Below are 24,757 nucleotides of genomic sequence, written 5' to 3'. Positions count from 1 at the left end.
AATGGAAAATTTGGAACATGAAAAGGCATCCTACCGGGTGCTGGAGGAGGAGATCGGCCGGCTTCCGGCCGAGGTGCGCGCCAGGCTCTATCGGCCTGTGGCGGAGCGGTGCGTGAAGCAGTATGTACTCGGGGAGCTGCGCCGGCAGTTCGAGGAGTGCGGCTGCGATCTGGACCGGCAGTATGCCAAATACGGCCGCACGGAGTACTTTTTCGCGGATGTGATCGAGCCGGGACGCGTCTACGAAATAGGCTATCCGTGTTGTGTCTGCCCGATGGTCACCTCGGGCTTCGTCACCGCCGCAGCGCATTGCGAATGCTCGCGCCAGAGCATCCTCTATGTCTACGAGCAACTGCTGCCCGGCCGCACCGTCCGCGTCGAGACGCTCCGCACCGTGCTTTCGGGCGGTCACGAGTGCCGCTTCCGGGTCGAGGTCGAATAGACCGGAGCGGAAACGATAAAAAAAACGGAGGCGCAAACCTCCGTTTTTCGTTGTCGGGAATTTCCCTTTCAGTTATGCCTTGCCGGCCGATCCGAGGACGCTCTCGCACTTGTGCTTGTAGAGCTTCTTCAGCTCGTCGCGGGCCGGACCCAGGTATTTGCGGGGGTCGAACTCCGCCGGCTGGTCGACGAAGATCTTGCGCACGGCGGCGGTCATCGCCAGACGGCCGTCGGAGTCGATGTTGATCTTGCACACGGCGCTCTTGGCGGCCTTGCGCAGCTGCTCCTCGGGAATGCCGACGGCATCTTTCAGGGCACCGCCGTGGGTGTTGATGATCTTCACGTACTCCTGCGGTACGGACGACGAGCCGTGCAGCACGATGGGGAATCCGGGGAGTTTCTGCTCGATCTCGGCCAGAATGTCGAAGCGCAGTTCGGGCGGCACGAGAATGCCCTCGGCGTTGCGCGTGCACTGCTCGGGCTTGAACTTGTTGGCGCCGTGCGAGGTGCCGATCGAGATGGCCAGCGAATCGACGCCGGTCTTCTGCACGAAATCGATCACGTCGGCCGGATCGGTGTAGGTGTGGTGCTCGGCCGAAACCTCGTCCTCGACGCCGGCCAGCACGCCCAGCTCTCCCTCGACCGTCACGTCGAACTGGTGGGCGTAGTCGACGACCTGCTTCGTCAGGGCGACGTTCTCGTCGTAGGGGAGGTGCGAACCGTCGATCATCACCGACGAGAAGCCCATGTCGATGCAGCTCTTGCACAGTTCGAACGAGTTGCCGTGGTCGAGGTGCAGCGTGATGGGGATGTTCTTTCCGAGCTCCTTGGCATACTCCACGGCGCCCTGTGCCATGTAGCGCAGCAGCGTCTGGTTGGCGTATTTGCGGGCGCCGGCCGACACCTGGAGAATCACCGGCGACGACGCCTCGACGCAAGCCTGGATGATGGCCTGCATCTGCTCCATGTTGTTTAAATTGAACGCGGGAATGGCATAGCCTCCCTTGATTGCCTTGGCGAACATCTCGCGGGTGTTCACAAGGCCCAGCTCTTTGTAAGATACCATAATGTAGAATTTATGCAGTGAATTTGTCTGTCGTCTAAAAAACCGCACAAATTTACTAAAAAATCTGCATAACGGGCGCTTTTTGTGAAAAAAATAACAGACGCGGGGAAATTGTTGCTGAATCCCGATTGTTTTTCGTAAATTTGCGGGGATAAAAACTCGGGACTCAAACACAATAAAATAAAGAAAAAGATCATGGCTGATTTCATCTATCAGGAACCGTACCCCCTGGGGGAGGACAAAACGCAGTATCGTCTGCTGACCTCGGACTACGTGAAAGTCGTCGAGTGCGACGGCCGCAAAATCCTCAAAGTGGACCCCGCGGGGCTCGAACTCCTCTCCCGGGAGGCCTACACCGACGTGTCGTTCTACCTGCGCCCGGCGCATCTGGAGAAGCTGCGCGCGATCCTCGACGACCCCGAAGCCACCGACAACGACAAGTTCGTGGCCTATACGATGCTCATGAACCAGGTGGTCTCGGCCGAGGGCGAGCTTCCGACCTGCCAGGACACGGGTACGGCCATCTGCATCGGCCACAAGGGCGAGGACGTTTACACCGGAGCCGACGACGCCGAGCACATCGCGCGCGGGGTCTACGAGACCTACCGGGAGCGCAACCTGCGCTATTCGCAGGTCGTGCCGTTCACCATGACCGAGGAGAAGAATTCGGGCACCAACCTCCCGGCCCAGATCGACATCTACGGTGGCAAGCCCGGCATGGAGTACGAATTCCTCTTCATCACCAAGGGAGGCGGCTCGGCCAACAAGACGTTCCTCTACCAGCAGACCAAGGCTCTCTTGAACGAGGAGTCGCTGACCAAGTTCATCCAGCAGCACATCTACGACCTCGGCACGTCGGCCTGTCCGCCCTACCACCTGGCCATCTGCATCGGCGGCACCTCGGCCGAAATGTGCCTGTCGACGGTCAAGAAAGCCTCGGCCGGATACCTCGACGAGCTGCCCAACTCGGGAAACGAGGGAGGCCGCTGCTTCCGCGACCTGGAGTGGGAGCAGAAAGTGCTCGAAATCTGCCGGAAGAGCGGCGTGGGCGCCCAGTTCGGCGGCAAATACCTCGTGCACGACGTGCGCGTCATCCGCGCCCCGCGCCATGCAGCCTCGTGCCCGGTGGCTATCGGCGTGAGCTGCTCGGCCGACCGCAACATCCGGGCGAAGATCACCCCCGAGGGCATCTTCCTCGAGGAGCTCGAGAAGAACCCCGCGCGCTTCCTGCCGGCCCAGGCGCCCGCCATGTCGCCCGCCGTGGACATCGATCTGGACGAGGGGATGGACAAGGTGCGGGCGATTTTGACCAAATACCCGATCAAAACCCGTCTCAATCTGAAAGGTACGCTTATTGTAGCCCGCGACATCGCGCACGCCCGCATCAAGCAGATGCTCGACGAGGGAAAACCCATGCCCGACTATTTCAAAAAGCATCCGGTCTACTACGCCGGTCCGGCCAAGACGCCCGCAGGAATGGCCTCCGGCTCGTTCGGTCCGACGACGGCCGGCCGCATGGACCCCTACGTCAACCTCTTCCAGGAGCACGGCGGTTCGCTGGTGATGGTGGCCAAGGGCAACCGCACGCAGCAGGTCACGGATGCCTGCAAGGCCCACGGGGGCTTCTACCTCGGCTCGATCGGCGGTCCGGCCGCCATCCTGGCCCGCAACTCGATCAAGTCGGTCGAGGTGGTCGATTTCCCCGAGCTGGGCATGGAGGCCGTGCGCAAGATTTACGTCGAAAATTTCCCGGCTTTCATCATCGTCGATGACAAGGGGAACGACTTTTTTGCGGATTTCAAACACTAAAACGCAGGCGGTTGCGTTGTAAAATCTGACAGCGGATTTTATCGCACGATCCATGAGACAGACAGTTGGCAAAATAACCTTTACGGCGCTCCTCGTGCTGGCGGCCCTCGCGGCCCTGGCGGCGGAAAAGATCACTTTCGTGGCCGACTCCCCGCTGACGGTGGCCGCGGGCGAGCCGTTCCGCGTGGAGTTCACCCTCAGCGCCGACCCCGACGAGGGGACGTTCAAGGCCCCGTCGTTCGAGGGCTTCGACGTGCTGGCGGGACCCTCCCGATCGACGGGTACGTCGATTCAGATCGTCAACGGCTCCATGTCCAAGAGCTACAAGGTCACGCTCACCTACGTGCTGCTCGCGCAGCAGGCGGGCAACGTGACCATCGGCTCGGCCGAGGTGGCGGTGGACGGAACCACGTACCGTACCAAGCCGCTGCCCGTGGAGGTGGTGGACGAGGGGGGCGGCTCCGCGCAGCAGGCCGCAGGGGCTGCCGCACGGCAGCGGCAGGCCCAGTCGGGCGCCGAGGCGCAGAACCAGCTCTCGAAAGACGATATCCTGCTGCGGGCCGTCGTCTCGCGCACCTCGGTCTACAAGGGGGAGCCGCTCAGGGTGACGTTCAAGCTCTACGAGCGGGTCAACGTGGTGGGGTACGAGGACGTGAAATTCCCCTCGTTCAACGGTTTCTGGGCCCAGGAGCTCAATGCCGACAACGCCCGCCGCCAGCGCGAAACCTACGACGGCAAGGTCTACGAAACGCTCGTGGCCCGGGAATTCCTGCTCTACCCGCAGCAGGCCGGGACGCTCACGATCGACCCCGCCGAGCTGACCGCCGTGGCGCAGGTAGTGGTGCAGAGCCGCCGCAACGCCGATCCTTTCTTCGGGTCCGGACACGAGATCTACAACGTGCCGCGCAAGGTGCAGAGCCAGCGGATCAACGTGACGGTCAAGCCGCTGCCGGCCGGCGCCCCCGAGAGCTTCAGCGGCGCCGTGGGCAGCTTTACGATGGAGGCGACGCCCCCCTCGGAGCGCATCGCGGCCAACTCGGGTGCCACCTACACGATCCGCATCTCCGGCTCGGGCAACCTGACGTTCGTGCAGGCGCCCAAGCTGACGCTCCCCGCTTCGTTCGAACAGTACAACGTCAAGACCACCGAGTCGATCAACGCCTCGGCCGCGGGCATTTCGGGTTACCGCCAGTTCGAATACCCCTTCATCGCCCGCGCCGAGGGGAGCTACGACGTGGAACCCGTCGAATTCAGCTATTTCGATCCCGGCCGAATGCAGTACACCACGCTGCAAACCAAACCCCTCCAGCTCGAAGTCACGCCCGACGCCCAGGGGGGCGGCGATGCCGTGGTGATGCAGGGCCGCGGCATGTCCAAGGAGGAGGTCAAACTGCTCGGGCAGGACATCCGGTTCATCAAACTGGGATCGGCTCAGCTGCGCTCGGTGCGCCAGCCGTTCCTCTTCTCGGCGGCCTACTGGATTCTGTTCGGGGGTATCCTCCTGATCTTCCTGATGGCCTACGTGGCCCTGCGCAGGCAGATCCGCGAGTCGCAGAACGCGGCGCTCGTGCGCGGCAAGCGCGCCAACAAGGTCGCCGTGCAGCGCTTCCGGGCCGCCAGGCGCTACATGGAGGAGCAGAACCGCCACGCTTTCTACGAAGAGATGCTGCGCGCCCTGTGGGGCTACATGAGCGACAAGTTCAACATCCCGGTGGCCAACCTTACCAAAGAGAACGTGCGCGAGGAGCTTTCGAAGCGCGGCGTCTCGGCCGAGGAGGCGCAGCGCTTCACGGCCATCATCACCAAGTGCGACGAGGCGCAGTATTCGCCCGCGGCTTCGGCGCAGATGAGCGACGTCTATGCCGAGGGGCTCGACCTCCTCTCGCGCATCGAATCGGTCATAAAACGATAGTGCCATGAAGCGATTTGCATTCATTCTCCTCATTCTCCTCACGGCGCTGGGTCCCCTTGCGGCCCAGGAGCCGGCCGATACGGCGGCTTTGGCCGAACGGAGCAACCTCCCGGCCGCCGAACCGTCACCCGACCAGTTGTGGGATCGGGCCAACACGGCCTATATCAACGGCGACTACCGCACGGCCGCGGAGGTCTACGAGCAGCTTCTCTCCCGCGGCCTGGGCTCGGTGAAGCTCTACTACAACCTGGGCAACGCCTATTTCAAGGAGGAGCGGCTGGGCAAGGCCATCCTCTTCTACAACCGGGCCCTGAGGGAGGCGCCCGGCAACGACGACATCCGCTACAACCTCAGCGTCGCCGAAGCCCGCACCAAGGACAACATCGAGCGGATTCCCGAGTTCTTCCTCACGACCTGGCTGCGCGGCGTGCGTCATACGATGGGCTGCACGGCCTGGAGCCTCCTCTCGCTGGGGCTGCTGGCGACAATGCTCGCGCTGTTTCTCGTATTTCTCCTTTCGCAGCGGCTGTCGCTGCGCAAGGCCGGATTCTACGGCACGGTGGTGGCCGGATTTCTGTTCCTCTGCACGTCGTGGTTCGCCCTGGGCGAGCGGCGCGAGATGCTCGACCGCACGCGGGCCGTGGTCATGCCGGCGTCGGTGGCCGTGAAGAGCTCGCCCGACAAATCGTCCACGGACCTCTTCGTGCTGCACGAGGGAACGGTGGTCGGGATCGCCGACCGCCTCGACGGCTGGTGCGAGATCGTGATTGCCGACGGCAAGAAAGGGTGGGTCGAGCAGCGCAAAATCGAGGTGATCTGAATGTCGAAACTCTTACAGGACGTGGTGGGCGAACTCTCGAAATTGCCCGGGGTGGGACGCCGCACGGCGTTGCGCCTGGCCATCCACATGCTGCGCATGGAGCCCGATTCGGTGGGTGAAATGACCCGCAGCATCGACCGTTTCCGCACCGACATCAAGTACTGCTCGCAGTGCAACAACCTCTCGGACGAGGCCGTTTGTCCGATCTGCGCGGACCGCGAGCGCGACCACGGCACGATCTGTGTCGTCGAACAGGTCGCCGACGTGCTCTCGGTCGAGAACACCCGCCAGTACAAGGGTCTTTATCACGTCTTGGGCGGGGTGATTTCGCCCATGCAGGGCATCTCGCCCTCTGACCTCAAGATCGACCTCCTGTGCAGCCGCATCGCCGCCGGCGGAGTCCGCGAGGTGATCCTGGCCATCTCGACCTCGGTCGAGGGCGAAACGACGCTCTTCTACCTGATGAACCGGCTGCGGCAGTTCGAGGGGCTGAAAATCACCTCCATCGCCCGCGGCATCGGCTTCGGCGACGAACTCGAATACGTAGATGAACTGACCATCACCCACGCGCTGATGAACCGGCGCGAGATCGAGTAAAACCGTTTCTCTAAAACAAATAAGACATGGATTTCGCAACCAATGAAAAACTCGTCATCGTGGGCGCCGCCGGCATGATCGGCTCCAACATGGCACAGACGGCGCTGATGCTGCGCCTCACGCCCAACATCTGCCTCTACGACCCCTACGCTCCGGCGCTGGAGGGCGTGGCCGAAGAGATGCGCCACTGCGCGTTCGAGGGGGTGAACATCACCTGGACCTCCGACATCCGCGAGGCGCTGACCGGCGCAGCCTATAACGTCTCGTCGGGCGGTGCGGCCCGCAAGGCCGGCATGACGCGCGAAGACCTCCTGAAAGGCAACGCCCAGATCGCGGCCCAGCTGGGCAAGGACATCAAGGCCTACTGCCCCGACGTAAAACACGTGGTGGTGGTCTTCAACCCCGCCGACATCACGGGGCTGGTTACGCTCATCCACGCCGGCATCCGGCCGCAGCGGCTCTCGACCCTTGCGGCGCTCGACTCCACGCGCCTCAGATCGGAGCTGGCCAAGTATTTCCGCATCTCGCCCGACGAAATCCGCAACTGCCGCACCTACGGCGGCCACGGCGAGCAAATGGCTGTCTTCGCTTCGACCACGCTGGTGGCCGGGCGTCCCCTCTCGGAACTGATCGGCCGCGAAATGCCCGAGGGCGACTGGCACGACCTCCAGCAGCGCGTGATCCAGGGCGGCAAGCACATCATCGACCTCAGGGGCCGCTCGTCGTTCCAGAGCCCGGCCTACCTCTCGGTGCTGATGATCGCCGCAGCCATGGGCGGTGCGCCGTTCTGCTATCCGGCCGGCGTGTTCGTCCACAGCGACCGTTTCAAGCACATCCTCATGGCGATGGAGACCACCATCTCGAAAGAGGGCGTTGCGTACAAGAACGTCGAGGGCACGGCCGAGGAGAACGAAAAACTGGCTGAAAGCTACAAGCACCTTTCGAAGCTGCGCGACGAGGTGATCTCGATGGGCATCATCCCGCCCGTGGAGGAGTGGCGCAGGCTCAATCCCCACCTGATTTAAGGCGTCGTTTCCATATGAAAGACCCCGGTTTGAAAGCCGGGGTCTTTTCGTATTGCCCGCCGCGCCCGCCTGCTACTGTCCCGGCGCCTGCTTTCGCCCGGGCACCTACCGCCGTCCGCTGTCGGCGATCATTGCTCGCAGCGCCTCGTTGAAACTTTCGGCCCGTAGCAGTTGTTCGAGCGTGAGGTGGAGGCGGTAGCGCCAGTGGAAGCGGGGAAAGGCCGGAATGTTGATCCGCTCGCGGTGGGGGTCCTCCGCGCGCAGGCCGCCGTCCATGGCCAGCAGGTCCTGCAACGGCAGGATCGCCAGCATCGACGGCGATTGGAGGTGCATTTCGACGATCCGGCGGCAGATCGCGGGCTCGCAAGTCGCGGGCGCTTCGCCCCGGCCGCCGAGCACCTCGCGGTAGAACCGCTGGGTCAGCGCCCGGTCCTCCTCCCACCACGCCCGCAGCGGATTCATGTCGTGGGTCGAGGTGGTGCAGACCGAATGGTAGGGGTAGCGGGCCGGATCGGCGAACGTTTCACCGAGCGTCTTGGACATGCGCTGGATTTCGAGCGACAGGATTTGAAGCATCCGCATCGTCTCCGGTACGCTGCGCGGGATCATCCCCAGGTCCTCGCCGCAGGCGAGCATCCCGGTGGCTGCGATCACTGCCGGGAGTTTTCGTAGGGCCGACTCCTGCCAGAAGCGGTCGTGGCGGCGGTAGAAAAAGTCGTCGTGCAGGCGGTCGAACGCCTGCTGCCGCGCGGGGTCGAGCATCCGGTAGGCAAAGGTCGTGCGGGCCCCGATCCGGGGGTGGTAAAAGCCCTTGCGGCGCGGGTCCCCGATGAAGAGCACGTCGTCCAAGAGGGTCAGCAGCCCCTCGCGCATCCGGCTTTCGCGCGGGTCGTTTCCCGGGAAGCGTTCGGCGACCCGACGCTGCGTGGCATATTCCGCTTTCACGCGCCCCTCCTCGATGCACTCTGCGGCCACCTCGTCCGCCAGGTCGCCGAACAGCCTGTCGAGCACCTCGGCGGTCGCTTCGGGCTCCGTATAGCGCCCCTCCGTCGTGTCGAAACCCGCCTCGCGCAGCTCCTCGGCCGCGTAGGGCAGGGCGGGGTTGAAACAGCCTAACAGTCCGTGGATGGCGTGGGTCGGAATCTCCCAGATACGGAAAAACCCGAGGATGTGGTCGATGCGGTAGGCGTCGAAATAGTCGGCCATCTTCCCGAGCCGGGCCCGCCACCAGGCGTAGCCGTCGCGGGCCATGCGCTCCCAGTCGTAGGTCGGAAAGCCCCAGTTCTGGCCCGAAGCCGAAAAGGCGTCGGGCGGGGCCCCGGCCTGTGCATCCATGTGGAACAGTTCGGGCCGCTGCCACGCATCGGCGCTGGTGCGGCTGATGCCGATCGGCAGGTCGCCTTTCAGAACCACGCCGCGGCTGCGGGCGTAAGCGGTCATCTCGCTAAGCTGGCGGTGGAGGTGGTACTGCACGAAGCAGTGGAAAGCCGCCTCCTCCGATTGGTTGTGCAGATACTCTTCGATACGCTTTTCGTCGTAGCGGGCGTGCTCTCCCCACTGCGTGAAATCGGCCGTGCCGTGCTCGTCGCGCAGACAGCAGTAGGCCGCATAGGGCCGAAGCCAGTGGCGGTTTTCGTCGACGAACTCCCGGTAACCGGTGCTCGAGGCGGTGCTGTCGCCGTGCCGGGCGAAAGCCTCGCGCAGCAGTTGCAGTTTCGTGCGGTTGACCCGCTCGTAATCCACCTCCGGGAGGGCGTTCAGCTCTTCGCGCAGACGCCGGTATTCATCGCTCTCTTCGACCCCGGCCGCCGTCAGGCGGATGAACTGCGGATGGAGGGCAAAGGTCGAATTGGCGTTGTAGGGGTAGGAATCCTCCCACGTGCCGGTCATCGAGGTGTCGTTGATCGGAAGCAGCTGGATGACGCGCTGCCCCGTGGCTGCGGCCCAGTCGATCAACAGCCGCAGGTCGTAGAACTCCCCGACTCCGAAATCCTCCTCCGTGCGGAGCGAGAAGAGCGGTATGGCCGTCCCGGCGCTCCGCCACGGCCGCTCGGGAAAGCGCGGCACGGCCGAGGCGTCGACAAGCAGTTCGTTCGCGGCCGGCAGGTCGTTCCAAACGCGGTTGGGCCCCTCCTCCCAACGGATCGGGGCAAGGGTTCGGCGGTCGGCGATCAGAAACTTGTATTCGAAGCGCTCCGTGCCCGAAAGGGGGAGCGTCCACTCGGGAAATGCGTCGTCGTCGAGCGGCACGATGCGCTGCCAGTCGCCCAGCTCCCGTCCGCTGCCGGAGAGAGCCAACACCTCGTCTCTTGCGACCGACGGCATCGAGACGCGCAGCCGAATCCCCCCTGCGGTCGCCGTTTCGCGGGCGGCCGCCTGCGGCCCGCGGGCGAGGATGCCCTGCGTAAAGGCCGCCGACCAGAGCGGCGCATCGGCAGGCATTTCGAGCCAGCGGTCGCGGATGCGGAGGGTGTCGACCGCACAGTCGGCGGGCAGCCGCAGCACGTGCGGCCGCCATTCGCTGCGGGTTACACGCCCATCGACTTCGACCTGGTAGCCGTATTCCGCCGGGGCCTCCGGGTCGTAATCGGGAATCTCGGCGGACCAGATTCCCTCTTGCGCGTAGCGCATAGCGATCCGGCGGGAACCGATCCCGAGAACGAGTCGTTCACCCCAGCGGGTGCGGTATTCGATACTGAAAATCAGTTTCATGAATGCCCTTTGTCAGGGAACTGCCTGGAACACGGCCCGCAGTTCGCCGTCCGCGAGCAGCAGGAGCATCGGGCCGTCCATGTCGTAGTGCGTGGTCTGTTCGAGCGCCCGGATGAACGCCTGCTCGCGCGCCATGTCGGGGCAGGCCATGCGCGTCGAGGCCACGGGGCCGATCTTCAGCGCGCGTTTGGCATCGGTCTCGAACGACCCCGTGAGGCGGTTGCAGGCGCCCACGCCCGCGAGACGGTTTCCTTCGGCGAGGAGGGTCAGGGTGAAGCGCCCCTCTTCGGGCTGAACCGTCTGGCCGCCCAGCTGGATGAGCTGCCACTCGGTGCCCGTGAGCGGGCGCCGGGTCTTTTTCTGGTAGGAGCGGCAGTGGCAGCAACCGGCCGCAAGGGCCGCTACGCCCGCCAGAAAGGCGATCTTGGTGATGAGTTTCATGTCGAAAGGATATTTTTGCAAAGATAGCAATAAAAAACGTATCTTTGTACAGCCGTCCGCGGCAGTGCTGACACGCAATCATTATACCGATATATTATGAAAAAGATCATCGCTTCGCCCCATGCGCCCAAGGCCGTGGGACCCTATTCGCAGGCCGTGGAGACTCCCGGCGCCCTCTATGTTTCGGGCCAGTTGCCCATCGACGGCGCCACGGGACGGATGGCCGAAAGCATCGAGGAGCAGACGCGCCAGTCGCTCGTGAACCTGGGCCACATCCTCCGCGAGGCCGGCTACGACTACAACGACGTGGTCAAGACCACCGTGCTCTTGCAGCACATCTCCGATTTCGGGGCCATGAACGCCGTCTATGCGGAGTTTTTCACCTCCGACATGCCCGCCCGCATCTGTTACCAGGTGGCCGCGCTGCCGATGGGCGCGCTGGTGGAGATCGACGCCGTGGCGGCCCGATAGACCGAATTTTGCACGGAGGTGTGTCCCAGCTTGTTGGGATGCACCCCGTGTTTTTTGTAGATAATTTGTGGATAAGTTTGGCCCTCGAGGCTGGGTTTTTCCGCGTAAAAGCCGCATTTTTGTAGAACGGGTTTTTCCCCGTACGGACGCTAAAATTCTGAAAAATAGATACACGCATGTCAAAAGTCGCAACTCCCGAAAAGCCGCAAAAGGTCAACTACAACGACGCCGTCGCCGAATCGAAGGTCTATTTCGACGGGGACGATCTGGCCGCGACGGTCTGGGTGAGCAAGTATGCCCTCAAGGATTCGTTCGGTAACATTTACGAGAAATCGCCCCGCGAGATGCACCGCCGGATCGCCCGCGAGATCGAGCGCATCGAGCTCAAATACCCCAACCCCCTTTCGGAGGAGGAGATCTTCGAATTGCTCGACCATTTCCGCTATGTCATTCCGCAAGGCGGACCCATGACCGGCATCGGCAACAATTTCCAGGTGGCGTCGCTCTCGAACTGCTTCGTCATCGGCCACAAGAACCCGGCCGACTCCTACGGCGGCATCTTCCGCATGGACGAGGAGCAGGTGCAGCTGATGAAGCGGCGCGGCGGCGTGGGCCACGACCTGTCGCATATCCGGCCCACGGGCAGCCCCGTCCTGAACTCGGCGCTCACCTCGACGGGCATCGTGCCTTTCATGGAGCGTTATTCGAACTCAACGCGCGAGGTGGCGCAGGACGGCCGCCGCGGTGCGCTGATGCTCTCGCTGTCGATCAAACACCCCGACGCCGAGCGCTTCATCGACGCCAAGGTCGACACGGGCAAGGTGACCGGCGCCAACGTCTCGATCAAGATCGACGACGAGTTCATGCGCGCCGCCATCGCGGGCAAAAAGTACCACCAGCAATTTCCCATCAAGTCCGACAATCCCCGCTACAAGCAGGACATCGACGCCAAAAAGTTGTGGGAGAAGATCATCCACAATGCCTGGAAATCGGCCGAGCCGGGCGTGCTTTTCTGGGATACGATCATCCGCGAGAGCGTGCCCGACTGCTACGCCGACCAGGGCTTCGTCACGGTCTCGACCAACCCCTGCGGCGAGATTCCGCTCTGCCCCTATGACTCGTGCCGCCTCCTGGCCCTGAACCTGCTCAGTTATGTGAACAACCCCTTCAAGGACGATGCGGCATTCGATTTCCCCAAGTTCCGCGCACACGTCTCGAAGGCCATGCGCATGATGGACGACATCATCGACCTGGAGCTGGAGAAGGTGGAGCAGATCATCGAGAAGATCGCCGCCGATCCAGAGGACATGGACGTGCGGCGCGTGGAGCTGGAGCTGTGGAAGAAGATCCGCGAGATGGCCCGCAAGGGACGCCGCACGGGGCTGGGCATTACGGCCGAGGGCGACATGCTCGCGGCCTTGGGGCTGCGCTACGGCTCGGACGAAGCGATCGCCTTTGCCGTCGAGGTGCAGAAGACGCTGGCCGTCGAGGCCTATCGCGCTTCGGTCCGTATGGCCGCCGAGCGCGGGGCGTTCCCGGTCTACGACGCGGCCAAGGAGGCCGGCAACCCGATGATCGCCCGCATCCGCGAAGCCGATCCCGCGTTGTACGAGGAGATGACGCGCACGGGCCGCCGCAACATCGCCATGCTGACCATCGCCCCCACCGGCACCACGTCGCTCATGTCGCAGACCACCTCGGGCATCGAGCCGGTGTTCCGTACGGTTTACAAGCGCCGCCGCAAGATCAACCCTTCGGACCAGGACACGCACGTCGATTACGAGGACGAAACGGGCGAAAAGTTCCAGGAGTACAACGTCTACCACCACAATTTCGTCAAGTGGCTCGCGGCCAACGGATACGACACGTCGAAGCTGGCCACGATCTCCGACGCCGAGCTGGAGTCGTGGGTGGCCGCATCGCCCTACTACAAGGCCACGGCCAACGACATCGACTGGGTGGCCAAGGTCAAGATGCAGGGTGCCATCCAGAAATGGGTGGACCACTCGATCTCGGTGACCGTCAACCTTCCGAACAACGTTTCGGAATCGCTCGTGGCGGAGGTCTACCGCACGGCCTGGGAGTGCGGCTGCAAGGGCGTGACGGTCTACCGCGACGGCTGCCGCGACGGCGTGCTTTTGGAAAAGGGCTCCAAGTCCTCGAAGCGGTGCGAGGAGCATCCCGGCGAGGCGCGCAAACGCCCCCGTTCGATCCCGGCCGACATCGTGCGCTTCAAGAACGGCGCCGAGGACTGGATCGCATTCGTGGGGTTGCAGGACGGACGACCCTACGAGGTCTTCACCGGAAAGATCGAGGAGGATGCCATGTTCATCCCGCCGAAGATCAAAAAGGGATTTATCATCAAGGTCCGCGAGCAGGACGGCACCAAGCGCTACGATTTCCAGTATACCGACCGCTACGGCTATACGAACACCATCGGCGGCATTTCGCGTCTGTTCGACGAGGAGTTCTGGAACTACGCCAAGCTCATTTCGGGCGTCCTGCGACACGGTATGCCCATCGAGAAGACCGTGTCGCTGATCGAGTCGCTGCACCTCGACAGCGAGTCGATCAACACCTGGAAGACGGGCGTCTGCCGCGCCCTGAAGCAGTATATCGTCGACGGTACCCGCTCCAAGGGCAAGTGCCCGAGCTGCGGCCAGGAGAACATGGCCTACCAGAACGGCTGCCTGACGTGCATGGCGTGCGGTTACTCCAAGTGCGGATGATGCCCCCAAACGGCTGATTCTTGCCCGAATAAGGCCCGGAGTTCCAATCCGGGCCTTTTTTTGACTGTTTCGGCCGCCTATTTGTATTTTTTTTGCGTCAAAGCGCTTCAATTAAAGGAAATTTACTTACTTTTACAACGTATTATTCCCCTGTTAGCAATAAGAATGAAAGATAGACTATGAAAAAATTTCTCCTGACTTTTGCGCTGGCGCTCTCGGCGATGGCGGTTTTGGCGGAAGGAACGCCCAAGAAACCCAGTTGCGCAGGCTTCGTTTCGAACGGATTCTGGGACAACTGGGAGATTTCGGCCGGTCTCGGCGCCGGTACGTCGCTCTCCAACGGCAGGGATCTGGGCAGTTTCGGCGACCGGATCAATTTCGAGGGCAATTTTTCGGTTACCAAGTGGGTGCACCCCGTAGCCGGTGTGCGTCTCCAGTTGCAGGGCGGCCGCTTCTCCAATTTCGATTCCGAGGCCGGGAAGATGACCTGGCCCTACCTGTTCGGACACATGGACTTCATGGCCAACCTTTCGAACTGGATCGGCGGCTACCGTGCCGACCGCGCCTACTACGCCGTGCCGTTCGTCGGCTTCGGCTACATGGCCTCCAATTTTTCGGACAAGGCCCAGCGTGACAACGGTTCGGGTTCCAAGCAGAATTTCGCATTCGCCTACGGCATTCTCAACAAGTTCCGCATGTCGCCGTCGGTGGATTTCAACATCGAGCTGAAGGGCCTGCTGGTCCCCTCGCGCATGTCGCCCGCCGAGATGGGCGGTTCGTATCTGTTCGGATTCAGCGCCACGGCCGGCTTTACCTACCGCTTCAACAAGCGTGGCTGGGAGCGCGGCGTGCCGGGCTATACGGCCGATGACATCCGTGCATTCCAGGATGCCGTGGCCGAACGTACGGCTGCGCTGGAGTCGGCAGAGGCCGAAAAGGCGCGTCTCGAGGAGCAGCTGAAAGCCGCCCGGGAAGAGGCTGCGAAGGTTGCAGCGGCCAAGGCCGCCGCCGAGCAGGCCGCCGCCGAAGCCCGCAAGGTGCAGACCCCCTGCCCCACGTCGGTGATCCTCTACGATTACAGCATGTCGAAACTCACGCCCAAGGAGAAGACCCGTCTGGAACTGATGGCCGACCTGATCAAGAGCGGCCCGAAAGATCGGGTCTACAAGATCGAGGGACATGCCGACAAGCAGACCGGTACGGCCGCGGGCAACGAGCGGGTGGCGCTCAACCGTGCCCGGAGCGTCTACGATTTCCTGGTCTCGAAAGGGGTGAATCCCAAACAGCTGACCTACGAGGGCAAGGGCGCTACGGACAATCCGTTCGAGAAAGTACAGAAAGCCAACCGTGCGGTGATTATCAAATAATTTCCGCTGCGGAACGACAGACAAAAGATGCGACCCGAGGGTCGCATCTTTTCTTTTCGCCGTCCCCGAAGCAGGGCGATTGAGAATTCACAATTCATAATCGGTCATTCCGAGCGTCAGCGAGAAATCTTCCGCTGAATGTCTTGGCGCCGCAGAGGCGGCGGCAGTCCGCAGCCACCCCGGGCGGAGGCCTGCGTGCGTGTTACCGGATGATCACCGCGTTCACCAGGCGTACGCCCGAGCGGCTGTTGATCTGGTCGCGGAGCGCTTCGCGCTGGTAGAAGAGCTCCTGGCGCAGGACGCTCGACTGGATGCGGACGTGCAGAATGTGCTTTTCGAGCCGCAGTTCGGTGGTGAAATCGGCCGCGCGGTCGCCGACAATCTCGCGCCACGTCTCCGGCAGCCGTCCCTCGGCGACCTTGGCGGCGACGTAGGGGCGCTTGAAGAACTCCTCCAGCAGGTCGCCCATCAGCATGGTTTTAGTCCTCCTCATAACAACTCGGCGTTGGGTCTATCGGCTTCGTCGTCCGGGGAGTCTGCGGCGTCGGACAACTCCGTGCCGGGCTCTGCGTCCGCCGCTGGCATGCCCGGTGAGTCCGCTTCGTCCGACGTATCTTTCGGGCCCGGCGCGCGCTCATGCTCCGTGCCGGGTACTCCGTTCTCCTGCGGTCCGTGAACGGCCCCGTCTGCGACCGTGAAAAGGCGGTACTCGCCGCCCGCCTTGTCGAGGATCGACTTGAGCCGCGTGGGGTTGCAGTCGGTGATGAGGATCTGCCCGAACCGCTCGTCGGAGACCAGCCGGATCAGTTGTTCGACCCGCCCGGCGTCGAGCTTGTCGAACAGATCGTCCAGCAGCAGGATGGGCTTTTCGCCCCGCTCGGCGGCGACGATGGCGTACTGCGCCAGTTTCAGGGAGATCAGAAATGATTTCTGCTGCCCCTGCGAGCCGTATTTGCGCAAGGGGTAGCCGCCGATGCGCAGCACCAGGTCGTCGCGGTGAATGCCCGAGGTGGTGAATTCGTTCACGAGGTCTTTCTGCCGCGCGTCGCGCAGTATCTCGGCCAGCGGACGCTCGTTCAGCTCCGACTTGTAGTCGAGTTCGACCTGCTCGCGGTCGCCGGAGAGCGTGCGGTAGAACTCCGCGACGGCCGGCTGCAACCGTTGGGCGAACTCCTGCCGCCGCGTGTGGATCGTCTGGCCGTGTTCGCTGAGCTGCCGGTCGTAGATCTGGAGCATGGTCTCGTCGGGCCCGCTTTTGAGCAGGCGGTTGCGCTCGGCCAATACCGCATTGTAGCGCATCAGGGAGGTCATGTAGGCGCGGTCGAGCTGCGAAATGAACGCGTTGAGGTAGCGGCGGCGTTCGTCCGCGGCGTCCGAAATGAGCGCGCTGTCGGCCGGGGAGACGATCACCGCAGGGATCAGCCCGACGTGGTCCGAGAGCCGCTCGTACTCCTTGCCGTTGCGTTTGAGGAGCTTGCCGCCCTTGCGCGCGAATGAGCATACGACGGTCTCGCTCTTCCGCTCCGAGGTGACGTAACGCCCCTCGACGAGAAAGAAATCGGCTCCGTGGCGGATGCTCTGGCCGTCGGTCATGCCCAGCGCCGACTTGCACATCGAGAGGTAATGGACCGCATCGACGACGTTGGTTTTGCCCGCACCGTTGTCCCCCACCAGGCAGTTGATACCCGGGCAGAGGGCCAGCTCCTCCTGCGCGATATTCTTGAAATTGATGAGCGACAGTTTCTTCAGATACATGCCTCAAAGATACAAAAAAACCGAAAGCCTCCTTGTACATTGTGAATAGTTTTGTATCTTTGCTGCCTGTTGTACGCTAATTATAAACCAAAAACACGATACTTTCTATGGCAAAGAAGAACGTCGCCGAACCGGAAACGCTCGGCGAAGCAATGAACAAGACCGAGCTTTTCCTCCAGAACAACGGCCGCAAGCTGGCCTGGATCTTCCTGGCGCTGCTCGTCGTAGCCGCTGCCGTCTGGGGTTATCGCGCGCTCATTACGCTGCCGCGGGCCGAGAAAGCCGCCGAGATGATCGCCCAGGCACAGGCGCGTTTCGATGGCCAGACACCCGATTTCGAACTGGCTTTGGAGGGCGACGCCAACGGCGCCGGATTCCTCGAGGTGATCGATCGGTACGGCTCGACCCCCTCGGGCAACCTGGCGCGCCACTACGCCGGTATCTGCTACCTGCGTACGGGCGACCTGGAGAATGCCGCCAAATACCTGGCACAATACTCCCCGGTCAAAGGCATTCCGGGAGCGATCGTGAACGCTCAGAATCTGGGATTGCAGGGCGACGTGGCCGTCGAGCGGCAGGATTACGCCCGGGCGGTGAAACTCTATGAGAAAGCCGTCAAGGCCGCCGACAACAACCTGACGGCCCCGATGTACCTGCGCAAGGCGGGTCTTGCCGCCCGTGCCGCAGGCAATGCGGCCCAGGCTACGGCCTTTTTCGAGCAGGTCCTGACCGAATATCCCGCCTCGATGGACGCCCGCGAGGCCGAGAAACTGCTGGGAACGGTAAACTAATCCCGCAAAATGGCAACCCGCAATCACAACCTCTCCAAATTCGACTCCCCGCTGCCGTCGGCCGCCGACATGCGCTTCGGCATCGTCGTGGCCGAGTGGAACCGCGAGGTGACGGAAGCCTTGCTCGAGGGCGCCGTGCGGACGCTCCGCGCGGCAGGGTGTCCCGATCTGAACATCCAGATCAAGTACGTGCCGGGCACGTTCGAGCTGGCGCTGGGCGTGCAGTTCTTCGCCGAATACACCGACGTGGACGCCGTGATCGCCCTCGGGTGCGTCATTCAGGGCGATACGCGCCATTTCGATTTCATCTGTCAGGGCGTGACGCAGGGCATTACGCAGTTGCAGATCCAATGGAACATGCCCATCGCATTCGGCGTGCTGACCGTGAACGACATGCAGCAGGCGCTCGACCGCTGCGGCGGCCGCCTGGGAAACAAGGGCGACGAAGCGGCCGCAACGGCCATCAACATGGTCAAGTTGCAGATCGACATGGAGGCCGCCTCGCCCGACCACGAACCCGACCGCCGCAATATCAATTGACGCGGGAACAGTAGATTTTCCGTTATTCCATTCTACGGGACAAGAGGCTACAATACGACCTTTTGTCCCGTTTTCATCTGAAATCGCATGATAACCGAAAACGATGCCGTCGCTTTGCTGACCGCTGCCCGGGAGGCCGGAATCAGTCTCTTTCTGGACGGCGGCTGGGGCGTGGATGCGTTGCTGGGGCGGCAAACCCGCGCGCATGAGGACATCGATCTGTTCGCCGGGCGGCAGGAGGGGTTGCGCTTCATCGATTTGCTGCGGCAGCGCGGCTTCGAGGAGGTCGCTCGTCCCTACACCACCGCCTCGCACACCGTATGGGAGGATGCCGAGGGGCGGCTCGTCGATCTGCATCTGTTCGATTATGCTGCGGACGGTGGTATTCGGTTCGAAAATGCGCTCTATCCCGCCGGTGTATTCGCAGCCACGGGTCGGATCGGCACCGAGACGGTGCGCTGCATCCCGCCCGCGGAGCAGGTGGAGTTCCACCGGGGCTATGATTTCGATGAAAACGACCTGCACGACGTGCGGTTGCTGTGCGCCCGTTTCGGAATCCCCGAGCCCGAAGAGTATGCCGTGAGGTAACGGTCAGAACACCCCCAGATTATCCAGGAAGATCAGCAGCAGGACGGCCGGACAGACGTAACGCAGCAGGAAGATAAAGAGACCGTAGATGCGGAACCGCAGCGTGCCGTCGTTGGTGATTTGTGCCCGGAGGATCCGCCGGTCGAGCCGCCAGCCGACGAAGACGCAGGTGAAGAAACCGCCTGCGGGCAGCAGGATGTTGGCCGTGAGGTAGTCGAGCGAATCGAAGAGGTTCATCCCGGCCACGGTCCAGCGGCCCAGCACACCCAGCGACAACGAGGCCGCGGCGGCCAGCACGGCTGTGGCTGCGGTCGTGGCCCAGGCGGCCGCGCGACGGCTCAGGTGCCACTCTTCGTGTACGTAGGCCGTGATGACCTCGTGCAGCGAAATGGTCGACGTGAGGGCCGCGACGACCAGCAGCAGGAAGAAGACCGACGACCAGACCATGCTCCACGGCATGCCGTTGAAGATGCTCGGCAGGGTGATGAAGACCAGCGAGGGTCCCGATTCGGGGGCGATGCCGACGCTGAAAACCGCCGGGAAGATCACCACGCCCGCCAAAACGGCCACCAGTGTGTCGAGGATCGTGACATTCAGGGCCGTGTGGCGCAGGTTGGTGTCGGGTTTGAAATAGGAGGCGTAGGTGACCATCGTGCCGATGCCGATCGAGAGCGAGAAGAAAGCCTGCCCGAGGGCCACCAGCACGGTCGAGGGGGTCACTTTCGAGAAATCGGGCCGGAAGAAGAATCGCAGGCCGTCGCCGCCGTGCGGCATGAGCAGCGAGTGGATCGAGAGGGCGATCAAAATGACGAACAGCAGGGGCATAAGTACCTTGGCCGACCGTTCGATGCCTTTCTGGACGCCGAGCGCGATCACGAAATGGGTCGCCAGTACGAACAGCGAGGTGTAGAGCACGGGCCGCCAGGGGTTGCGGATAAAGTTGTCGAAGATGCTTTTGTACTCCTCGGCGGTCGAGTAGCGGGCCAGTTCGCCCGTGAGGGAGTGGACCATGTATTCGGCGGTCCAGCCGGAGACCACGAAATAGAAACCCAGGATCAGAAAGGCAGCTACGACGCCGTTGTAACCCAGAAAACTCCACCGGCGGTCCAGTGCCCGGTAGGCTCCCACGGCGTTGCGGTGGGTCGCGCGCCCGACCGAGAACTCGGCCACCATGAGCGGCAGCCCCAGCAGCAGCACGCAGAGGATATAGATCACCAGAAAGGCGCCTCCGCCGTTGTCGCCGGCGACATAGGGGAAACGCCAGATGTTTCCCAGTCCCACGGAGCTGCCGGCTGCGACCAGCACGGCGCTCAATTTACCACCCAGGGTGGCTCGATGCTGCGAATGTTTCATAATCCGAATTTGATCCGACACCGAATTCGAAATTCATAATTCATCATTCAGAATCACAATTATTTTCTTGCGTTCCCAATTTTCGTTCCCCGAACTGTGTCGAGAGGCGTTCCCCGAGCAACGCCAAGGAGTCGCCCATCCATCTTTTTTCATTCCGAACCGTATGCGAGGAATCTTCCGCTACCTGTTTTTGCGGCTCGTAGTTGGCAGGGACTTTCCCAACTGCTTGTCACCTTGGTACAACCCCGGGCCTGCGTCAAGGGGTGCTCGAAGCCTTGGGGCTGAAGAGCAGCCCGTCGTCGGGCAAGGCTTCGGGCTGCCGCTTCCAACCGTAGGCCGGAAGCGAACCATTCCCGGTACTTTCACCTATCATCTTGCCCTGCGACCCCTCGACGATGCTCGGGAACGAACGGGTTCTAGGATCGAGAACACTTTCCACCTTTGTCCTTTAACCCGCCTTTGGCGGCTTGACTTTGCTCACGCTCGGCATAGTCCGCCCGGCGGCCTCTGCTCTCGCTCAATCGCAAAGTTCACCTTTCATCCGCCTGCGGCACCTACCGCTCCAGCACGACGCTCACCCGGTCGAGTTTGCCGCCCAGCGGGGGCGCCAGTTTCGAGACGGTACACTTTACGTGCCTGATCTGCGGGAACACGGCATAGAGCCTCTCGATGATGTTCATGGCCACGCGCTCGATCGTGTGCTGCGTGACGCGCATCTCGGCCCGCACGACCTCGTAGACCGTGAGGTAGTTGACCGTCAACTGGACGTTGTCCTCGGCAGCCGCCTCGCCCAGCTCGGCCGTGATCTCGAGGTCGACCGTGAAGCGGTTACCCACCCGGCGCTCCATCTCGTAGCAGCCGTGCAGCGCCCGGAACTCCATGCGTTCCAGAACGATCCGGTACTCCATTCTATTCGGCGATCACCAGGTAGTAGTTCTTCTTGCCGCGCTGCACCAACAGGTATTTTCCGGCGATCAGGTCGTCGGCCGTCACCGTGCGCGCGGGGTCGGCGACTTTCTCGCGGTTGAGCGACACGCCGCCGCCCTGCACCAGCTTGCGGCACTCGCCTTTCGAGGAGAATATCTGCGTCTTTTCGGCGCAGAGGTCGACGAACGGCAGGCCCAGCTCCGAACGGGCGATGCGGAATTGCGGCACGCCCTCGAAAACCTGCAACAGCGTCTCTTCGTCGAGCCGGTGCAGCGCGTCGGAGGTGGCTCCGCCGAAGAGGATCGCCGAGGCCTCGACGGCTTTCTCCCACTCCTCGCGCGAGTGGATCATGCAGGTGATTTCCTGCGCGAGCCGCTTTTGCAGCGTGCGCAGGTGGGGCGCGGCGTCGTGCTCGGCGATCAGCGAGTCGATCGTCGGACGGTCGAGCAGCGTGAATATCTTGATGTAACGCTTGGCGTCCTCGTCCGAGACGTTGAGCCAGAACTGGTAGAATTTGTAGGGCGAGGTGTAGCGCGCATCGAGCCAGACGTTGCCGCTCTCGGTCTTGCCGAATTTGGTGCCGTCGGCCTTGGTGATCAGCGGGCAGGTGATGCCGAACGCTTCGGCTTCGGCGCCCAGTTTGCGTCGGATCAGCTCCGTGCCGGTGGTGATGTTGCCCCACTGGTCTGCGCCGCCCAGCTGCACCTTGCAGTTCATCGTCTCGTAGAGATGCAGGAAATCGAACCCCTGCACCAGCTGGTAGGTAAATTCGGTGAACGACATGCCGTCGCCCTCGCCGCTGAAGCGTTTCTTGACCGAGTCCTTGGCCATCATGTAGTTGACGGTGATGCACTTGCCGATGTCGCGGATGAAATCCAAAAACGTGATCCCTTTCATCCAGTCGTAGTTGTTCACCAGCCTGGCGGCGTTGGGTGCGTCCGAGTCGAAATCGAGGAGTTTGGCCAGCTGCCGCTTGATCGCCTCCTGGTTGTGGCGCAGCGTCTCTTCGTCCAGGAGGTTGCGCTCCTGCGACTTGCCCGAGGGGTCGCCGATCATGCCCGTGGCGCCGCCGATGAGCGCCAGCGGACGGTGGCCGCACATCTGGAAATGCTTGAGAATCATCACGCCGACCAGGTGACCGATGTGAAGCGAGTCGGCCGTGGGGTCGATCCCCAGGTAGGCCGTCGTCATCTCCTTGTCGAGTTGTTCCTTTGCGCCGGGCATGATCGTGTGGATCATGCCGCGCCATTCGAGTTCTTCGATAAAGTTTTTTGTTGCCATATTGCTCTTTTTTGTTTTTTCGGTTTGTGTTGCCTCTTCGCGGCGGGTTACTCTACCTCCAAATCCAGCGCTTTGCGTAGCTCCGCGACGAGAGGATTCTTCTCCGTGATGTATTTCACCCGGTCCTCCAACTTGATCGGCCGTGCGGCTGCGATCTGCTCGTTGACGGTTACCTCCAGCTCGATCCGGCCCGTCGTACCGGCCAGTTCGGCGATCCGCATCAGCATTCCGGTCTTGCTGCGCAGTATTTCGTCGCGCAACTCGGTCGTGGGGACACTTACCGCGAGGACGTTGTCGCGGTAAGTCATCCGTTCGAATGCCGGAACGAACCGCGGGCGTCTTTCGCGGATCAACTCCAGAATGCGGTCGCGGGCCCGTTCGAGCTTTGCCGCGCAGTCGGGATCGACTTCCGGGGACTCCGGCTCGTCGGCCGCCTCGCCCTGCGAAAGCTCTTCGTCCGAGTTATCCGCGTCGCCCAACAGCGCCGCGAGCGAGGTGCCCGAGATGAGCGGCCTGCGGACCGGGCGGGCCGGCTGTGTCGCCGGCTGCGGTGCGGACCCCGAATCCGGGTCGGCTGCGGGCCGTACGGTCGGGGGTGCCGGAGCAGTCGGTGCGGCCGGCGGCTCGCTCCGGGCGGGTTGTCCGGAGCCGGGCTGCGCGGTCGGCGCAACGGAGTCCTTCGCTTTTGCCGCCGAGACCGGGGCCGCCGCTGCTTTTACCCGGGCCGCTGCTGTTTCCGGTGTAACGGTAGCCGCGGGAGCGGCCGCAGTCGGAACCGCCGTTGCGGGCTCGGCCGTTGCCGTTGCAGGCGCCGAAGCCGCCGGACGGGATGTCAGTTCAGGCAGGGGATACTCCGCGGAGGAGGTCAGGGTGTCATTTTTTTTTTGGCCGAGCCCGGCGATCTTCATCAGGCCCAGCTCGACGAGCAACCGTTGGGAGGACGATTGCCGGATTTTTCCGTCGAGTTCCGTCAGCACGGAGATGGCGCGGAACAGAAACTCGACCTGGCAGGCCTGGGCCTGCGCGCGGTATCGTTCCAGCAGCGTTCCGGTCATCTCGATCAACCGCAGCGTCTCGGGGCGCTTGGCCATCAAGAGGTCGCGCATGTGGCGGTTCAGGCCGGCCATGAACGTCTGACCCGAAAATCCTTTCGAGAGCACCACGTCGAAGGCGACCAGCGCATCGACCCAGTTGCCCTCGAGGAGCAGCTGCGTCAGACCGAAATAGGTGTCGTAATCCAGTACGTTGAGCGTCTGGGCCACGTTGCGGTAGTCGAGCCTTTGGCCGCAGAACGAGACGGCCTTGTCGAACATGGACAAGGCGTCGCGCATGCCGCCGTCGGCTTTCTGCGCGATGAGGTTCAACGACTCTTCGTCCGCCTCGATGTGTTCGGCCGAAGCGATGAACTTGAGGTATTCGACCGCGTCCTCGACGCGGATGCGGTTAAAATCGTAGATTTGGCAGCGCGAGAGGATCGTGGGGATGATCTTGTGTTTCTCGGTGGTGGCCAGGATGAAAATCGCGTGCGCGGGCGGCTCTTCGAGGGTCTTCAGAAAAGCGTTGAACGCCGCGGCCGAGAGCATGTGGACCTCGTCGATGATGAAAACCGAGAAGCGGCCCACCTGCGGTATGATGCGCACCTGCTCGATGAGCGTGCGGATGTCCTCCACGGAGTTGTTCGACGCGGCATCCAGCTCGTGGATGTTGAGCGAGCGTCCCTCGTTGAACGAGCGGCACGACTCGCACCCGTTGCACGCCTCGGCGCCCTCGGGCGTGAGGCAGTTGATGGCCTTGGCGAAGATGCGGGCGCAGGTCGTTTTGCCCACGCCGCGGGGACCGCAGAAGAGGTAGGCGTGGGCCAACTGCCCGCGCTCGATGGCGTTCTTGAGGGTCGAGGTGATGTGCTGCTGCCCGACGACCGAAGAGAAAGTCGCGGGGCGGTATTTGCGTGCGCTGACGATAAAATCACTCATGGTAGCGCAAAGATACCGAATAAATTCCTAATCCACAATTCACCATTCAGAATTATCGGCCCGCCCGGAATTTTTGGCGGGCGACTCCGTTTGAAGCGGCGGACAAAACGGAAACGGAGGACATTTCCTCCTCCGTTCCGAATACCCTAATTATGAATT

General features: G+C 62.5%; 22 protein-coding genes. 12 read left to right on the top strand and 10 right to left on the bottom strand.

The window, feature by feature from the left end; translation table 11 throughout:
* Position 1 precedes the first annotated feature (1 nt).
* Positions 2-442: a hypothetical protein gene (locus ACMQ11_RS04970; RefSeq protein ID WP_418991656.1), complete on the top strand. Its 441-nt coding sequence runs from the start codon at positions 2-4 to the stop codon at positions 440-442.
* A 72-nt stretch (positions 443-514) separates the two neighbouring features.
* On the opposite strand, the gene ACMQ11_RS04965 is transcribed toward ACMQ11_RS04970, so the two are convergent.
* Positions 515-1,507, bottom strand: a complete 993-nt coding sequence (locus ACMQ11_RS04965) for a class II fructose-bisphosphate aldolase (RefSeq protein ID WP_418991655.1) — start codon at positions 1,505-1,507, stop codon at positions 515-517.
* Positions 1,508-1,702: 195 nt separating this feature from the next.
* Here ACMQ11_RS04965 and ACMQ11_RS04960 point away from each other — a divergent pair, with 195 nt between their 5' ends.
* The 5 genes from ACMQ11_RS04960 to ACMQ11_RS04940 are packed head-to-tail and all read left to right on the top strand — an operon-like array spanning position 1,703 to position 7,670.
* Positions 1,703-3,316, top strand: coding sequence for a fumarate hydratase (locus ACMQ11_RS04960; RefSeq protein ID WP_418991654.1), 1,614 nt, complete (start codon positions 1,703-1,705; stop codon positions 3,314-3,316).
* A 52-nt stretch (positions 3,317-3,368) separates the two neighbouring features.
* A complete protein-coding gene (locus ACMQ11_RS04955; RefSeq protein WP_418991653.1) occupies positions 3,369-5,228 on the top strand; it encodes a BatD family protein in 1,860 nt (619 codons plus the stop codon).
* 4 nt (positions 5,229-5,232) lie between these two features.
* Positions 5,233-6,048 carry a tetratricopeptide repeat protein gene (locus ACMQ11_RS04950; protein WP_418991652.1) on the top strand — a complete coding sequence of 272 codons (816 nt, stop codon included), beginning with the start codon at positions 5,233-5,235 and terminating at the stop codon, positions 6,046-6,048.
* The gene (gene recR, locus ACMQ11_RS04945) at positions 6,049-6,645 is read left to right on the top strand and encodes a recombination mediator RecR (RefSeq protein ID WP_418991650.1); all 597 of its coding nucleotides are present in this window, start codon (positions 6,049-6,051) and stop codon (positions 6,643-6,645) included.
* A gap of 26 nt (positions 6,646-6,671) precedes the next feature.
* A complete protein-coding gene (locus ACMQ11_RS04940) occupies positions 6,672-7,670 on the top strand; it encodes a malate dehydrogenase (protein WP_418991649.1) in 999 nt (332 codons plus the stop codon).
* A gap of 105 nt (positions 7,671-7,775) precedes the next feature.
* Here ACMQ11_RS04940 and ACMQ11_RS04935 read toward each other — a convergent pair whose 3' ends face one another.
* Positions 7,776-10,382, bottom strand: coding sequence for a 4-alpha-glucanotransferase (locus tag ACMQ11_RS04935; protein ID WP_418991648.1), 2,607 nt, complete (start codon positions 10,380-10,382; stop codon positions 7,776-7,778).
* A gap of 12 nt (positions 10,383-10,394) precedes the next feature.
* Complete coding sequence (locus ACMQ11_RS04930; RefSeq protein ID WP_418991646.1) at positions 10,395-10,823, bottom strand: META domain-containing protein; 429 nt, start codon at positions 10,821-10,823, stop codon at positions 10,395-10,397.
* Between the two features lie 96 nt (positions 10,824-10,919).
* Here ACMQ11_RS04930 and ACMQ11_RS04925 point away from each other — a divergent pair, with 96 nt between their 5' ends.
* From ACMQ11_RS04925 to ACMQ11_RS04915, 3 genes are all read left to right on the top strand, one after another.
* Positions 10,920-11,294, top strand: a complete 375-nt coding sequence (locus tag ACMQ11_RS04925; protein ID WP_418991645.1) for a RidA family protein — start codon at positions 10,920-10,922, stop codon at positions 11,292-11,294.
* A 176-nt stretch (positions 11,295-11,470) separates the two neighbouring features.
* Complete coding sequence (locus ACMQ11_RS04920) at positions 11,471-14,023, top strand: adenosylcobalamin-dependent ribonucleoside-diphosphate reductase (RefSeq protein ID WP_418991644.1); 2,553 nt, start codon at positions 11,471-11,473, stop codon at positions 14,021-14,023.
* A 179-nt stretch (positions 14,024-14,202) separates the two neighbouring features.
* Positions 14,203-15,390: an OmpA family protein gene (locus tag ACMQ11_RS04915; RefSeq protein WP_418991643.1), complete on the top strand. Its 1,188-nt coding sequence runs from the start codon at positions 14,203-14,205 to the stop codon at positions 15,388-15,390.
* Positions 15,391-15,592: 202 nt separating this feature from the next.
* On the opposite strand, the gene ACMQ11_RS04910 is transcribed toward ACMQ11_RS04915, so the two are convergent.
* A complete protein-coding gene (locus ACMQ11_RS04910; RefSeq protein ID WP_418991706.1) occupies positions 15,593-15,865 on the bottom strand; it encodes a DUF721 domain-containing protein in 273 nt (90 codons plus the stop codon).
* Positions 15,866-15,879: 14 nt separating this feature from the next.
* On the bottom strand, positions 15,880-17,145 hold the full coding sequence (recF, locus tag ACMQ11_RS04905) for a DNA replication/repair protein RecF (RefSeq protein ID WP_418991642.1): 1,266 nt from the start codon (positions 17,143-17,145) through the stop codon (positions 15,880-15,882).
* Positions 17,146-17,252: 107 nt separating this feature from the next.
* Here recF and ACMQ11_RS04900 point away from each other — a divergent pair, with 107 nt between their 5' ends.
* The 3 genes from ACMQ11_RS04900 (at position 17,253) to ACMQ11_RS04890 (ending at position 19,064) form a co-directional block, all read left to right on the top strand.
* Complete coding sequence (locus ACMQ11_RS04900) at positions 17,253-17,936, top strand: tetratricopeptide repeat protein (RefSeq protein ID WP_418991641.1); 684 nt, start codon at positions 17,253-17,255, stop codon at positions 17,934-17,936.
* A gap of 9 nt (positions 17,937-17,945) precedes the next feature.
* Complete coding sequence (gene ribH, locus ACMQ11_RS04895; protein ID WP_418991640.1) at positions 17,946-18,476, top strand: 6,7-dimethyl-8-ribityllumazine synthase; 531 nt, start codon at positions 17,946-17,948, stop codon at positions 18,474-18,476.
* A gap of 87 nt (positions 18,477-18,563) precedes the next feature.
* On the top strand, positions 18,564-19,064 hold the full coding sequence (locus ACMQ11_RS04890) for a nucleotidyltransferase domain-containing protein (RefSeq protein ID WP_418991639.1): 501 nt from the start codon (positions 18,564-18,566) through the stop codon (positions 19,062-19,064).
* 3 nt (positions 19,065-19,067) lie between these two features.
* On the opposite strand, the gene ACMQ11_RS04885 is transcribed toward ACMQ11_RS04890, so the two are convergent.
* From ACMQ11_RS04885 to dnaX, 5 genes are all read right to left on the bottom strand, one after another.
* A complete protein-coding gene (locus ACMQ11_RS04885; protein WP_418991638.1) occupies positions 19,068-20,417 on the bottom strand; it encodes a sodium-dependent transporter in 1,350 nt (449 codons plus the stop codon).
* Positions 20,418-20,673: 256 nt separating this feature from the next.
* A complete protein-coding gene (locus ACMQ11_RS04880) occupies positions 20,674-20,856 on the bottom strand; it encodes a hypothetical protein (protein WP_418991637.1) in 183 nt (60 codons plus the stop codon).
* Positions 20,857-20,971: 115 nt separating this feature from the next.
* Positions 20,972-21,325, bottom strand: a complete 354-nt coding sequence (gene folB / locus ACMQ11_RS04875; RefSeq protein WP_418991636.1) for a dihydroneopterin aldolase — start codon at positions 21,323-21,325, stop codon at positions 20,972-20,974.
* Position 21,326: 1 nt separating this feature from the next.
* A complete protein-coding gene (gene tyrS, locus ACMQ11_RS04870) occupies positions 21,327-22,625 on the bottom strand; it encodes a tyrosine--tRNA ligase (protein ID WP_418991635.1) in 1,299 nt (432 codons plus the stop codon).
* A gap of 47 nt (positions 22,626-22,672) precedes the next feature.
* Positions 22,673-24,598 carry a DNA polymerase III subunit gamma/tau gene (gene dnaX / locus ACMQ11_RS04865; RefSeq protein WP_418991634.1) on the bottom strand — a complete coding sequence of 642 codons (1,926 nt, stop codon included), beginning with the start codon at positions 24,596-24,598 and terminating at the stop codon, positions 22,673-22,675.
* Positions 24,599-24,757 lie beyond the last annotated feature (159 nt).

Source organism: Alistipes sp., assembly GCF_048465575.1.
Lineage (GTDB): Bacteria > Bacteroidota > Bacteroidia > Bacteroidales > Rikenellaceae > Alistipes.
Note: the sequence above shows the minus strand (reverse complement) of the source record. Positions and strands in the feature narration are given on the sequence as shown.